The organism is Dictyobacter sp. Z7_2 (assembly GCF_057551105.1).
Map to the genome: position 1 here is coordinate 3,752,516 of NZ_BAAJPE010000002.1, position 14,292 is coordinate 3,766,807.

The 14,292-nt window shown below is 51.2% G+C and carries 10 protein-coding genes; 5 read left to right on the top strand and 5 right to left on the bottom strand.

Going from position 1 to position 14,292, the window contains the following annotated elements:
- Window positions 1–54: 54 nt before the first annotated feature.
- Together AC27N8_RS29270 and AC27N8_RS29275 are read right to left on the bottom strand one after the other, a co-directional pair.
- Window positions 55–2,010, bottom strand: a complete 1,956-nt coding sequence (locus AC27N8_RS29270) for a hypothetical protein (RefSeq protein WP_487072120.1) — start codon at window positions 2,008–2,010, stop codon at window positions 55–57.
- Window positions 2,007–2,819, bottom strand: coding sequence for an RNA polymerase sigma factor (locus AC27N8_RS29275; protein ID WP_487072122.1), 813 nt, complete (start codon window positions 2,817–2,819; stop codon window positions 2,007–2,009). The genes AC27N8_RS29270 and AC27N8_RS29275 overlap by 4 nt, the downstream gene beginning before the upstream one ends.
- 394 nt (window positions 2,820–3,213) lie before the next feature.
- On the opposite strand from AC27N8_RS29275, the gene holB reads away from it, so the two are divergent.
- The 3 genes from holB to AC27N8_RS29290 all read left to right on the top strand — a co-directional run bounded on the left by holB (window position 3,214) and on the right by AC27N8_RS29290 (window position 6,136).
- On the top strand, window positions 3,214–4,239 hold the full coding sequence (holB, locus tag AC27N8_RS29280; RefSeq protein WP_487072124.1) for a DNA polymerase III subunit delta': 1,026 nt from the start codon (window positions 3,214–3,216) through the stop codon (window positions 4,237–4,239).
- 151 nt (window positions 4,240–4,390) lie between these two features.
- Window positions 4,391–5,191 (top strand): enoyl-CoA hydratase/isomerase family protein, encoded by an 801-nt coding sequence (locus tag AC27N8_RS29285; protein ID WP_487072126.1) that lies wholly within the window; start codon window positions 4,391–4,393, stop codon window positions 5,189–5,191.
- Between the two features lie 6 nt (window positions 5,192–5,197).
- Complete coding sequence (locus AC27N8_RS29290) at window positions 5,198–6,136, top strand: hypothetical protein (RefSeq protein ID WP_487072128.1); 939 nt, start codon at window positions 5,198–5,200, stop codon at window positions 6,134–6,136.
- 2 nt (window positions 6,137–6,138) lie between these two features.
- Here AC27N8_RS29290 and AC27N8_RS29295 read toward each other — a convergent pair whose 3' ends face one another.
- Window positions 6,139–7,467, bottom strand: a complete 1,329-nt coding sequence (locus AC27N8_RS29295) for an ArnT family glycosyltransferase (RefSeq protein WP_487072130.1) — start codon at window positions 7,465–7,467, stop codon at window positions 6,139–6,141.
- A 190-nt stretch (window positions 7,468–7,657) separates the two neighbouring features.
- Here AC27N8_RS29295 and murJ point away from each other — a divergent pair, with 190 nt between their 5' ends.
- Window positions 7,658–9,409: a murein biosynthesis integral membrane protein MurJ gene (gene murJ / locus AC27N8_RS29300; RefSeq protein ID WP_487072132.1), complete on the top strand. Its 1,752-nt coding sequence runs from the start codon at window positions 7,658–7,660 to the stop codon at window positions 9,407–9,409.
- Between the two features lie 558 nt (window positions 9,410–9,967).
- Window positions 9,968–11,242 carry an alanine--tRNA ligase gene (gene alaS / locus AC27N8_RS29305; protein ID WP_487072134.1) on the top strand — a complete coding sequence of 425 codons (1,275 nt, stop codon included), beginning with the start codon at window positions 9,968–9,970 and terminating at the stop codon, window positions 11,240–11,242.
- 132 nt (window positions 11,243–11,374) lie between these two features.
- Here alaS and AC27N8_RS29310 read toward each other — a convergent pair whose 3' ends face one another.
- Together AC27N8_RS29310 and AC27N8_RS29315 are read right to left on the bottom strand one after the other, a co-directional pair.
- A complete protein-coding gene (locus AC27N8_RS29310; RefSeq protein WP_487072136.1) occupies window positions 11,375–12,664 on the bottom strand; it encodes a S53 family peptidase in 1,290 nt (429 codons plus the stop codon).
- A 440-nt stretch (window positions 12,665–13,104) separates the two neighbouring features.
- The gene (locus AC27N8_RS29315) at window positions 13,105–14,286 is read right to left on the bottom strand and encodes a phosphoribosylaminoimidazolecarboxamide formyltransferase (RefSeq protein ID WP_487072138.1); all 1,182 of its coding nucleotides are present in this window, start codon (window positions 14,284–14,286) and stop codon (window positions 13,105–13,107) included.
- Window positions 14,287–14,292 lie beyond the last annotated feature (6 nt).

Sequence of the window (14,292 nt, forward strand, 5' to 3'; positions counted from 1 at the left end):
TCTGTGCGCAGATGAGCAAGAGACTTTGGCCTTTTGCTCATCTGCGCACAGATATTATTTGGGCCATTTGATGGTATTGAAGGTCACCTTCGTCTCGCTTGAGGCGTTAGGATCACTTTTGGGGGCTACATATTTTGTCCAGACAATGGTGTTTCCGTTGACTGAAATGAAGGCTGTGCTTTCCCTATCAATACTATCGATGCCATTGACCATGACTTTCTTGCTGGCGTCATACATCGCCAGATTCTTTTCGCTATCCTGCCAGATCAGGAATGAGCCACCGCTTTGCAGATCCGAAACGATCGCATTGTCGTTGAGTGTGGTGGTGGCCGCTTCGCTGCCATCAGATGTGAAAGCGAGCAAATGTCCTGACACAAGCGTATCAATCTGTGCTGTTAGCACCGTTGGGTCCGTGCTGGTCGGATTCATCAGCAGCTTGGAGACATTCTGTGCTCGTACTGCCGATGTCGCCGAGGCATCGGGTGTCGGTGTGGCGGCTGGTGTACTGGTGGGCAGTGCTGTCGGCGTTACAGCAGGCGTCTGCTGCGTCTGGGTAGCGGGATCGCTATTCGATTCTATCGTATCCGCAGGCGTTTTATTCAGCAAGAAGAGTGTTCCTCCTGCTATCTGGGGCCGGAACGAGAGTCCGTCATCGCGATAGAGATAGGACTGAGTCTGTGTATGAGGTGTCCAGCGTCCAGACTGTGGCGCGGCGGCTGTTGTTTGTTGCGTCCAGATATTGCTATTGAGTCCATCGGTAGCGGTAAGCCATTCTTCTGACCAGTAAATGCTATTCCCGTTGCTGGTCGCCGCTGGCGAGGTGAGTACATGTTGGTCAGTGGCGCTGGCGAGCAAGGTATGTTTGACGACTTTGCCCTGCTTGAATTGATAATTGATCAGATCGGCGTTGCCGGTACTATCGATCAAGGCAAGCAGTGCGTGGTTGTCGTAAAAGGATAGGCCCTGGATCGGTGTTGTGACCCAGGATGGAGCTGTCACTGGATTAAATGTACCAGTGTCCAGAGTAATAGGCGTCACGGTATCTGTTGCGCCTGGCTGCTTGCCACTTTGTGCCGTCTGGATCTTTGGTCCGATATAGAGTGCTTTAACGCTCCATGGTCCAACAAAGTTGCTTGCGGCTGTCGAGGATGCGGATGTATTTTGTGTTGTTGATGTTTTCCCTCCAGATTTTTTTTCGGGTTCCATCTGAAGCCAGACAAGCCAATCCTGATCGCTCCCTAAAATAATGATAGGACGCGTGCTCGGAACTGTCAGTAAGGGAGTGCTTTCAGGAATCGAACTGGTCGTGTTTTCCTGGCTGAACGTTTCCAGCATCCAACGGCTCTGGTCATCATTGTAGGCCGAGTAATAAATAGATGTGCTATTGGCGTTGGCGCTGGCAATATGAGGATACAGCGTCTGCGTGGCTGCTGCTGCTGTATCAGCCTGGGCTACTTCGGGATGTGTCAGGTTGGCCTGGTTAGAGGGAAGCTCAACCGTTTGTGATCCCTGATTGGCCATAAAAAGAAGCGACATCAATCCACCCATCATGACGACAACCATAAACGAGGCGGCCAGGCCAATCATAGTAAAGGGCTGCATCTTAAGTGTCCTGCGGCGAGGTTTCATGGCTCTCACGATGGGCAAGGGACCTGTATCAGCTGTCGAGAAGACAGCCAATGAGTCGGCTCCCGCTTCTTGCTTCGCAAGATCGTTTAAATATGGTGCCAGGAAAGCGGGTGCGGGTATAGCGGGTGCTGATGGTGCTGCATGCTGTAGAAAGCGGACGTGTTCAGCTGCTAACGCCTGCATCAGGTTGTGACGTGCTTGTTCAGAGGGTTCGATCGATGGCAGAGAACGTATGCGCTCCCCAACAAATTGGGCTTGAGCGTATGCATCTTTGCAATCAGCACAATCAGCCAGATGATCATTCAAGTCAGGCGTATCCGTCGGCTCCAGTATATGTTTACGTTGGGTGGCGAGCAGTGCTCGCGCTTGATGACAGTTCAATCTTCTTCACCGACCTCTTTTTGATACAAACCAATAAATCGTTCTCTTGCTCGCATTAAACGCATCTTGACTGCCGATGAACTGATACCCAAAACATCGGCAATTTCGGCGCAAGATAAACCATCATTCTCGTAAAGCCAGAGGCAGACCGAATATTTCTGGGGGAGTTGCTGAAACACACGCTCCACGATCTCACGATCTGCAACCCGACTTTCAAAGCGTCCCCCATCGTAGCCATTGCGCTCATACATCGACGTAACTGTGCTTGGACGCACCGCTGGACCGTTTTCTTCGCCGCTGCTCAGCCCATCCACAGGATTTCCTCCGGACTCTGAGACCATGCCCGCGCCGATACCTCGATCTTCATTAAACAGAGAGAGCGGTAACCACGAGATCAGACGTCTGCGCCGAAGAGTATCGGTAGTGGTGTTGGCTGCAATGCGGTAGAGCCATGCCGATAGTGCTCCCGGTTGGACGACTGTTCCTCCTAAAAGTGCTTTGTAGGCTTTTACGAATACATCTTGAGCAAGATCATAGGCCTGTTCGCGATTCCCAATGAGATGATAGATGAAATTGGTGATTGGTCCCTGGAAGCGTGTAAAAATTGCTTCAAAATCGGCGACATTAACCTGCTCCGGTTGTGTCACCAGATCGGGGGGAGAAAGTTCTGGCAACGTCTCCGTGGCTTTTTTCTCCTCATCACCAACGCCCTCCGCAGGCATCGGGATCGTCGAATGGCCCTGCTGTTCATCATTTGTAGATGAACTCAATCTGCTATTCGTATTGTAGAAACGTATAGAGGTATCCATCGGTTACATCGGCCTTGTATCTTATAATGTTTTGGTCAAGCGTGTACATGCAGCCACTGAGCTTATAATAGATATGCATTGGAAGTAGCATTGCGCATATGCAATATAGTAGCGATTATAGAAGCTTTGATTGTCGATTTATCACCACCTCCGCTAAAGGTTATGAGATCATCCATCGATATTTTTTGCATTGCTTACATAATCTATAGATGGAGCGGAAACAAGCACCCATAGGCTACAGTATACCATATTTGTCCTGAGATTGATGTCGTTTCTGCACTTCATACGACAAAAAGGATAGCAGGTGTAGAAGATTTTATATAACTTCTCTTGACAGCACTCCTTTTCCATACTTTTACTTGCCATTCTGGCATATTTCTGCTAGGATGCTCCTATGACAACCCATCAAATGCAAACACCTGGCTGGAATATTGTTGGTCATGAGCACATTATAGATATTCTGCGCCGCACACTGGCGGCACAGCAGGTGCGCCATGCCTATCTCCTTACCGGTCCCCAACATATCGGCAAGAGCTTGCTGGCCCAGCGTCTCGCTCAGACGCTCCTCTGTACCGGTGGACCTGATCCGGACATCTCGCCGTCAGAGCCATGTAATCGTTGTCTCTCCTGCCGCAAAGTGCTCCATGGGAACCATCCCGACATCCACGTCATCAGCAAAGCCGCCGACAAGCAATTTATCCTGATCGAGCAGGTAAGAGCGCTCCAGAGCGATGCCTCGCGCCGTACGTTGGAAGGTAGACGCAACATCTTCATCATCGAGAACGCGCACGAAATGAACGTGCAGGCGGCCAACTGTATCCTGAAGACGCTTGAAGAGCCGGAGCCTGACGTTGTTCTCCTGCTGACCGTTCCGGATGCTGGTTTGCTGCTTCCGACCATCTTGTCGCGTGTCCAATTATTATCCATGCAGCTGCTGACGGCTCAGCAGATCAAAGACGCCCTGATCGAGCGCTGGGAGGTTGAAGCGCAAGAGGCCGCACTGATTGCCTCCCTCTCGGCTGGACGGCTTGGTTGGGCGGTAGAGGCGGTCGAAGATGAGGATCTGCTTGACGAGCGTCGTACTCAACTCGAGGGACTCTCTAAACTTCCCACACTGACACGGGTGCAGCGTTTCGATTATATCCAGCGCCTGGGTACCGACGCCGAGAAGGTTCGCCATATGCTTGAGTTGTGGTTATTATGGTGGCGTGATATGGTATTAGCGGCCAATAATTGTCTGGATCTCACGGTGAATGCCGATATGCGCGATCTGCTCAAGACGCAGTCCGCGAAAGTGAGCACGCTTGAAGCCGAGCGTATGGTGCGTGCCATTTTGCAGACGCAGGAATCGATCGAGCAGAACGTCAATGCGCGTGTGGCGCTCGAAGTGTTGATGCTCGACACCCCAACCATTAAGTAGCGTCGCACGCTGGCGTGCGATGTTCCTGTGTCTCGTACGAGTCAGCCTGATCTTGGCGAGCCACGCTGGGGGTCTGATCGTACGTCGAGTGGGACATCGCACGCGAGCGTACGACGCTACTGTTGCTAAGGAAGAAGAGGAGTGTAATTTTATGCGCAACGATTTTCAGCATGTGCTGGTGCAAGTTGATGATGGCGTTTTGACAATTACCATGAACCGTCCCGCGGTCTTGAATGCCTTTAACGATCTGATGATCCATGAATTGATTGAGGTTGTTGCAGAGGCTGCGCAAGATGATCAGATACGCTGCCTGGTCCTGACAGGAGCCGGGCGAGCTTTTGGGGCTGGTCAGGATCTGTCAATTTTTGTACAGGAGCGTGCTGCATCTACAACTGGCCAGGAGACAGTTAATCATCTGCAACTATATCACAATTTGATCCAGGCATTGCGACAGATACCGAAGCCCGTGATCGCAGCCATTCATGGGGCTGCTTCTGGCATCTCGCTCAACATTGCGCTGGCCTGTGATCTGCGGATCGCTGCCGATAATGCTCGGCTCTCGGAAGCCTTTGCGCGTATTGGCCTGGTCCCCGATGGCGGCGGAGCTTATTTTTTGAGTCGTCTGGTCGGAGCCGGGAAGGCATTGGAGTTGGCTTTGCTGACCACTGAATTGAGCGGCGCAGAAGCTGAACGTCTGGGACTGGTCAATCGCTGTGTCCCGCTGGCCGAGTTCGAGGCGACGACAAGATCCCTGGCACAACGTCTGGCACACGGTCCAACGCGCACGTATGGTCTGATTAAAGAGCTTTTTCAGCAGTCTCAGGACAAAGATCTGGCATCAGTGTTACAATTAGAGGGTGCATTTCAGACGAAAGCACTTGAAACTGCTGATCATCATGAGGGGGTGCAGGCATTTTTGCAGAAGCGACCTCCGAACTATACCGGGAAATAACAGATCGTGCGAATAGATACACTTATTTCTTATAATAATCAGATGCAAGGAGCGGAGCGGCGTGCCTGGTTTCGTCAGCACGCCCCGCAGCATCTAAAAAACTGCGCCTCATTTGTTTCCAAGGGACTCTTGCAGAGACCCGTGGAGACATCACGTAGCAGTGTGGTGTTGGGCGCGGGAGCCTGTACCGAGGTTCCTCTCTCCGATCTTGCGCGCTCCTCCGATGAGGTTGTCCTGGCCGACCTGGATCTGGTTTCTATGCAGCATGGACGCGATGAACTGTCCGCTGCCTCCCTGCGTAAGCGTATTCGCTTTGTGCAATGCGACATGACCGGAGGTGTCAGTACTAATCTGACGCGTCTGCTACGTCGTGAGAACTGGGAAGAGCTAGCGCAACAAAGCAGCCAGGCTTTTTTTGATAAGGCGGCGCAATGTCTGGATCAATGTGCTGTTCCTGATCCGCCTTCAATCTACACATTGGGGACTGGAAATTTTGGGCTGGTTGTCAGCTCGCTCGTCTTATCGCAGCTTTTCAGCTATCCGCTGCTGGACATTCTGGATCGCGCTCAAAAAGTGTCTCCGGAACTGGCTGTCGAGCAGGAGCGTCATCGCCGCTATCAGGATGCAGCTCAGTCCTTCCGTATTCGCGTTATCAACGCGCACCTGCATTTTATCCGCGATCTCCTTGATCTGGGAGGCGTGGCCGTGCTGCTCACAGACATCCGTGGCTTCGCATTTGATGTCCTTGGTACCAATCATGATGCCCAGCATCGACGCATCCTTCCGCTTGTCCCACGAACCTTCCCGGAGCTTATCCGTGTGCCATTTACCGTCGCCGAAGAGGCGCAATGGGAGTGGTTAACCGATTTGCCCGACAACGATCGTCCGGGTCGCGGTTACGAGATCGCGGGCTATGTGCTGAAACCTCTGGTAGAACCAGACTGACATTATGCCTCAGCTAATGAAGAGTCATGGCTCTCCGGCAAGGCATTTCCTATAGTTTTTGAGCGCTGACGCCGCAGTTTCTGCCAGAGATGCCAGCCGCCTCCCACAGCGAACAGGACCAGCCATGGCTCGATGGGAGCACGGAAACGTGCGATGCCGTAGAAGGCAATACTTTGTGCTACGGTGATGAAGATGGTGAGATAGATGAAAAGAAGTTGACGCCAGCGCCGCCACATGATGATGGCACCCCACAGCGCGCATAGAAAGATGGGAATGGGGATGGTTTGCATCATTCCTGAGACAACATATGATGAGTATTGCATAGGGAAGCGATCCCCTGGTAGATCTGCCTCATGGATACTGGGCGTCCACATCTTCAAAAAATGGCTGGTGAGCATCATTGGCATCTGAGACAGGTGAGTTTTTATCCAATAAAATGCTGTCTGTTTATAGATGTCTTCGCGCTTTATTTCGCACTGAGCATCGCAGGCGACCACGGGAAATGTTTTGGCGAGTGCCGGAGATGAGTGTAAGGGATTGATCCAGGTGATTTGTGACCAGGGTTGCGCGGCGACCTGATCGTTGTATGCACCAAGGAGAACAGTACCATCTCCGCTGGCAATTGGTACAAAACTGCGTGTTACCGTATAATTACGAATGGCCCAGGGGGTGACCAGTACCAGCGTAATCGCTATAATGATCGCAGCATGTTGTAACGTCGTCTTCCATCTGGTCAGATCTCGTCCCGCGAGCACGCAGAACCATACTAGAAACGGGACCAGTACCAGCAAGCCATTGGGTCTGGTGAGGGCCAGGAGACCAAATAAGAGACCACTAACCAGTACATAGATGATCCGTCGTTGCTGGTGGTAAAGATAAAGGATATAACTGAGCATAAAAAGTAGAAAGGTATAGAGCGTCTCTGAATAGAGCCAGCCAGTATACACAAATAGCCCGGGATAGAAAGCCGCAATGATGCCGGCGATGATGCCCAGGCGCTGATGAAATAATTTGCATGCAAAGGCATAAATGATCAGACAAATAGTGGCATTTAACACGCAAAGAAACAAACGTACTGGTAAATCATTCGTATTAAAGACAAACGAGAAGAGACCCAGGATAATTGGCCACAGCGGTGCCCTATTAACGGTAGAGTAGGGCAGATGAAGGCAATAACACTGATTTTTCAGGAAGTTGATGCCAATCATTTGATATTGTAGAGAGTCACGTTGGGGCGTATAGTGAGTTGCTACTGTGAGATTGTAGATGATGCAGATAAATAAAGCTAAAAGGAAAATAAACGTCGCATTACGTGCTGATATTTTGTGCAAGAGTAGATCCTTGTCAATGCAAGAGCAAAAAAAAACGTTCTATTAGTAAAAGTATATCACCTGTCATCGTAGAGGATCAAAATTGGATGTGTGGCGCATCATTTTATTACCAGTCAGCCACAGGGCGGCCTTGATAAGGTGAAGTTGCCACGATGTTTCGCTGTTTTCTTAGAGAAATGGATCATTTTGAATGACACAACAAAATAATGAAAGAGAAGATAAACAAACAGGCATAGATATAGATGGCCAGGAAGATAGAGATGCTGCTGGTGCTGATGTGGCTGTGAGAGTCGAGGATGCTGCGGTTGTACCTGTCGGTATCCTGGAAAATGCACCTGCTACGCTGGTAGAGACAGAGGAGACATCTTCCTCGACCGAGCGCAGACATCTTGTCCGCTCGGCTGCGCTGGTCTCGATTGGTAATCTTGGCAGCAGCCTGTTGGGAATGGTACGCCAGGTTGTCTCAGCAGTCTCATTGGGGGCTGCGAAATTTGGGGATTTCAATGCGGCCATCACTCCGGTCAACAATTTTTACCAGTTGCTCGCCAATGGCTCGACGGACGGCGCGTTAGTTCCGGTGTTTAATGAATACGCTACTCCTGAGAAGCGCCTGGAAATGCGGCGTATCGTGTTTACGGTGGTAAATCTGGTTCTGATTGTTGCTTTGATCACTTCTATTCTTTATTTCTTTATTTCTCCATGGTTTATCTCTTCTCTGGTCAACGGTTTTAAACCAGAGGATCAAGCGCTTACCTTACGTTACTCACGGGTGATTATCTTCTCACTGGTATTTCTCGGCCCCTTTGCTGTACTGCTGGCTGCGCTCTTTGCCCTGAAGGAGTTTGGTTGGCCGGCCTTCGCTACGGCCGCTTATCATCTCGGAGTGATTGTTGGAGCAGTCGTTGCCAGTAGCTCCTCTTCTTTGGTCCTGGCCTTGCCGATTGGCCTCTTAATTGGCGCTGCTGGTCAGATAGTGCTGTTATTGCCTGGCATTCGCAATCGACGTCTCTATTATATGTTTGTGCTGGATCTCAAGCACCCGGCGATACGACGCATTCTAAAACTCTATTGGCCTATTGCTATCAGCTATGTTTTCTCTATGCTATTGGTTTTGCTTGATCTACATTTGCAGTCAAATACGCCCGAGCATAGTCTGGCTACATCTTCGATGGCTCTGGCTACGACTTTGATTCAGTTCCCCGTGGGGATTGTGGCCCAGGCGCTTGCTGTGGTTGTGCTTCCTACACTGGCCGAGCATGCACGCGCGGGAAACAATGAACGTTTTAAAGAGACGCTCTTTCTGGGTTTTCGTCTTGGTTCGCTGCTGATGGTTCCAGCTATGGTTGGTTTGATCGCGTTACGAACTCCGATTATCTACCTTATTTTTGCGCACCATAATTATCACACTGGTGATGCTAATCTATCGGCTCTGGCGCTGCAATATTACGCCTATCAGCTACCATTTTTAGTCGTCGATCAACTTCTCATCGCCGCATTCTATGCACGAAACAATACCAAGACACCGGTAGTGATTGGGATTGTAAGTATCCTCTTTTATCTGAGCATCGCACTGCCATTCTATCAAACGGTCGGCATGAAGGCTCTGGTGATTGCTAATACCGTACAAAACTCTGCCCACGCCGTGATTTTGCTGATTCTGCTGCGCCTGGCTATCGGTCCATTGCATATTCGTAATAACTTGCTGGTCTTCTTAAAGATTGGCTTGTCGGCTGCTCTGATGGGATTGGCGGCCTGGGGAGTTCTGGCAGTGCTGAACAACATTGCTTTTTTCGCGCTTAATCACTTTCTCGGTCAAATAGCGACCGTGCTTGTGGCCGGAGCTGTTGCTGTTGTTGTGTACTTCGGCTGTATCCTGCTTTTCAAGGTGGAGGAAGTTCACCTGATCAAAACGGTTGTCCTGGCAAAGCTGAAGAGAGCTTAACAATCCAATGTTTTCGCTTGACTTGCTGGCCTTAAGTAGCTATACTTGATGTATCATATGCATAATCGTTGCGAGGGACGAGTACATGTTGCTATGAGGACCAGCGAGTCGGAGCCAGTGGAAGTTCGACATCTCATGAGGCGCGTGGAATGCCCCCCTCTGATAGGGAGCCTGTGATGGCTCTGTATCGCGATGCGGGACGAACACAGCATCTATGCTGTCAGTAATTCTAGCCGGTAGCCCACCGTTATCGAGGGGCAGGACATCGAATGTAGGTCGTCGTACACAATCGTATATTCCGTGTCTGATAAGTGGGAAATTCGCACACTAGCGTGGATTCCAATCCAGGTGGTACCACGGGTTTTGATAAAAAATATATCAGCCCGCCCTGAGCTTCTGCTCAAGGCGGGCTTTTTGTTGTGTTGCGGCTGTGTGTGGTTCTAGCTTGCAGATCAGGATGGATGTTGATGAGTTGGACAAATTGAACCCTGTCTACCATGAGATCAGCGTAGATAGGTGCGAGGTTGTCCCGTATGAGTTGCCAGGAGGAGTGACACGATGGATAGTAATCAGGTTCGACAGATGTTTCTCGAATACTTTCTACAAGAAGATCACAAGCGCTTGTCCAGTAGTCCGCTTGTGCTACCAAATGATCAAAGCTTATTGTTTGTCAATGCGGGCATGGTGCCATTCAAGAACACATTTCTGGGTCTGGAGAGCCAGCCGTTTCAACGCGTTTGTAGTGTGCAAAAATGCCTGCGTGTCTCTGGAAAGCATAACGATCTGGAGCAGGTTGGCATCTCGCCTCGGCATCTGACATTTTTTGAGATGCTGGGGAATTTCTCCTTTGGCGCTTACTTTAAGCGCGAGGCGATGCTTTATGCCTGGGATTTGTTGACCCAAAAATTTCTTCTGCCTATTGAGCGTCTCTGGGTGACCGTCTATATGGATGACGATGTCACGGCTCAGCTCTGGGAGGATATTGGGGTGAGCAAGGAGCGTATTCTGCGCTTTGGTGCTAAAGATAACTTCTGGTCCATGGGCGATACCGGACCGTGTGGACCGTCCACGGAGATCAACTATTATCAGGGGGCTGACCTTGCATTGCAGCGTCCTGAGGGTGTTAATTCGGATGATGATGACTACCTGGAACTCTGGAACCTGGTTTTTATGCAATACAACCGCGATGAGCAGGGACAATTGACACCACTCCATACTCCCTCGGTGGATACCGGCATGGGACTTGAGCGTATCACCACGGTCCTGCAAGGAGTCAAGAGTATCTATGACACCGATCTTTTTGTACCTCTGCTTCAACATATTAAAAAGATCTCCTGCCAGGGAGAGGAGATCTCTACCGAACATCGCGTCGCGGCGAACGTGATCGCTGATCATAGTCGTGCCATGGCATTTTTGATTGTAGATGGTATCCGACCCGGTAACGTTGGACGTAGCTATGTGCTCAGACGAATTATTCGTCGTGCTGCATACTTTGGTCGGACACTTGGTCTGACTCAGCCATTTCTCGCATCGGTCGTGCAGGTGACCGTTGAACAGCTAGGATTTTATTATCCGGAGCTCCAGATGCGCAGCTCCGAGATCTATGATGTGGTTACGGCTGAAGAAAAACGTTTTCAGCGGACGTTGAGCAGAGGTTTACAGCATTTAGAGAATCTGACCGGCCAGATGGTGCAGCAGGAGCGCCGTATTATGTCCGGATCTGAAGCGTTCAAGTTGTATGATACCTTCGGCTTTCCTCTCGATCTGACGCAGAGGATCTTGTCTGAGTGTGGTTTGAGCGTTGATGTTGTGGCATATGAACTTGAGCGCTAGGAGCAGCAACAACGTTCGCGGGCACATGCGAAATTTAAGTAAAAATAGCAGTGGCCCTCGCCAATGTTTTATCACATTGGCGAGGGCCACTGCCTCATACGTTTTAATTAATGCGTTTGACTGCATCGATGATTAGAAGCAACTTAATCCATTGGGCGAACCAAGGCCGGCCTGGAACTCGTAGGCTGTGTTGTCGACTGTATTTAAGCAGCTGCTGGCGTTGGCGCTATTATTGGTCCAGGGAATGGATGCTGAACTGGTAATGTTGGCTGTGCCGCCAGCGAGTGCGAATGTCGCGGCGATGATTGGTGTGGCGGCGCTAGTTCCACCGGCCTCGAAGCCACCACCTTTTCCATATGTATCATAGATATACACGCCGGTATTAGGATCGCCCACCGCGGAGACATCAGCTGTTGCGCGTGTGGCGCAGCCCGTGGTGGCACGTGACTGCCAGGAAGGGACTGGTATCAGTGCGCTACAGCCGCCACCTGCTGCTGATGTGGTGCTGGTATTCCAGGCTGTCTCGGTGCCATCCGCATTGAGGGATGTTCCGCCCACTGCGGTGACGTTGGGACAGGAGGATGGAAACCTGACACCGAGTCCGGTATCGCCGGAACTGGCTGTGACTGCTATCCCTGGATGATTGTAAAATACCTGGCAATAGGTGCTCTCGCCAACAAACTCAGCGTTACCGTAACTATTGCTGATCGCGGTGGCGCCAAGCGTGGCCGCCTCATTCGTAGACGCACCCAGGTTTGCGAAGCTGGCTGAGTTTGCCTCGACGAGCAGGATGTTGCAGTTCTGGCAGATTGCGCTGACCATATCCAGATCCAGCGAGATCTCCATCGCCCAGCTGACGTTCGCCGCTGGATAGGTTGTTCCACCGGTTTGATTGACTTTGCGGAAACAGCCATTGGCGGTTGAGCATTCGGGCAGGCCAAACATCGAGCGATACGTTGCCAGATCGGTCTCCGCATTTGGATCATCGAACGCATCGATAATCGCCACGGTCTGAGGGGTTGGCGCAGTCGTCGGAAGATTATATGCGTTGTGGAGCGCTGTCGGACTATAAGGGGCCGCGCTTCCAGTGGCATTGGCTATGAGAGCAGGAGTAGCGTTTGTGCTCATACTTTTTGCGAACCTGTTCGTATGAGCTTTCGCCTTTGCAAAAGTTGGCTTCACTGTTTTTGTGGAGACCATTGCAAGACAGCGTGCGTAGCCCGCTGGTGCATCTGAACAGGCGGGAGCATAGGACTGAGGAGAGGCGCTACTGCTCGTGGGAGCAGTTGGGGTCCCAGTGCGATGACTTTGCCCGATCGTCGGATTGGCTGCATGAGCTGCAAACAGTTGAGTCGTCGGGATAGCTATCGCTATGGTCGCAAGTAAAATAATCACAGTGATAGTTGGAAGGTACTTTTTCAAAAAATTACTCCTTTGTCTCAATCAGGAACAACCTGCTCGCCCGCCAGCGTTGCCGTTTGTTGAGACTCATTATTCTGGTTGCCTGCTTGCACTCACGGATAAGACAACCGATAAACATACATAGGTCAGAAGCATAATTGTTAATTTGGCATATATGAATATATTGTTAGACCCTACCATATTCGTTACCTGATCTATTGTAACTTTATTTTCGTGTATATCTGTACAATTATTCCCAAAAGTACTAAAAGGTACTATTCAAGTGGGAATTGAATGTGCTCTTTTTTTGTACGACGTAGCGTCGTGCCCTCGGGCACGATGTCCCAGTAACTCGTACGAGACAGCAGTATTTCGGCGCATCACGCTGGCTTGCCTGATCGTACGTCGAGTGGGACATCGTGCCCGAGGGCACGACGCTACGTCGTTTCTCACAATGTGGCTTAATGATGAAAAAGTCGTGTATTGGTAAAGGCCATCGCCATCCCATAATCGTTACAGGCCTCAATCACCACATCGTCGCGGACCGAGCCGCCGGGCTGGGCGATATACTTGACGCCGTAGAGGGCGGCGCAATCGATATTATCGCGGAACGGGAAGAAGGCATCCGAGCCAAGGGCGACGCCTTCGAGGGTCTTGAGCCACTCATGTTTTTCATCGCGTGTCAGGCGAGGTGGGACTGTCTCAAAGTTCTGCGCCCAGGCTTCTAGCTCGACCGGTGTGGCGTCGTCGATCAGATAGAGATCTATCGCGTTGACGCGATCCTGGCGCTTGACGCCTTCCTTCCATTGGAACTCTGAGATGCGCGGATGCAGACGTAGATACCAGGTGGCGGCTTTCGAGGCAGCCAGGCGTACGCATTGGATGCGTGATTGTTGTCCCGCGCCGATACCGATGCATTGTCCGTCGACGGCGAAGCAGACGGAGTTGGATTGTGTGTACTTGAGCGCGATCAGAGAGATCAAAAGATCACGCTGAGCGGCTGCGGGGAGATCTTTATTCTCGGTTGGAATGTTGGTCAGCCAGTCGGGACTGGCCAGGGCGGTGTTATGCTTCTGCTCGAAAGTGACGCCGAATACTTCGCGCCGCTCGAATTCTTCGGGCTCATAGGTGGGATCGATTTGCAGGACGATATAGCGTCCCTTTTGTTTGTTGCGCAGGATCTCGAGTGCTTCGGGCTCATAGCCGGGAGCGATGACGCCATCGGAGACCTCGCGGTTCAGCAGGCGAGCCGTCGGGACGTCGACGATATCGCTCAGTGCGGCCCAGTCGCCAAATGATGCCAGCCGATCGGCTCCGCGTGCGCGTGCGTAGGCGGTGGCGAGAGGTGAAAGCTCCAGTGTCTCGACGCCATAGGCTTTTTTGAGCTCATCGCTCAGCGGCAGACCGATCGCTGCTCCGGCCGGGCTGACGTGTTTAAACGATGCCGCCGCTGGCTGTTGCAGGACCGTTCTCAACTCTTTGACTAATTGCCAGGAGTTGAGCGCATCGAGCAGATTAATGTAGCCGGGAGCACCATTCAGCACGGTAAAAGGCAGATTACCTTCTTTGGCGAAGACACGCGCAGGCTTCTGATAGGGATTGCATCCATAGCGCAACAATAATTCGTTGGTCGTTGTTGTCATAATCTC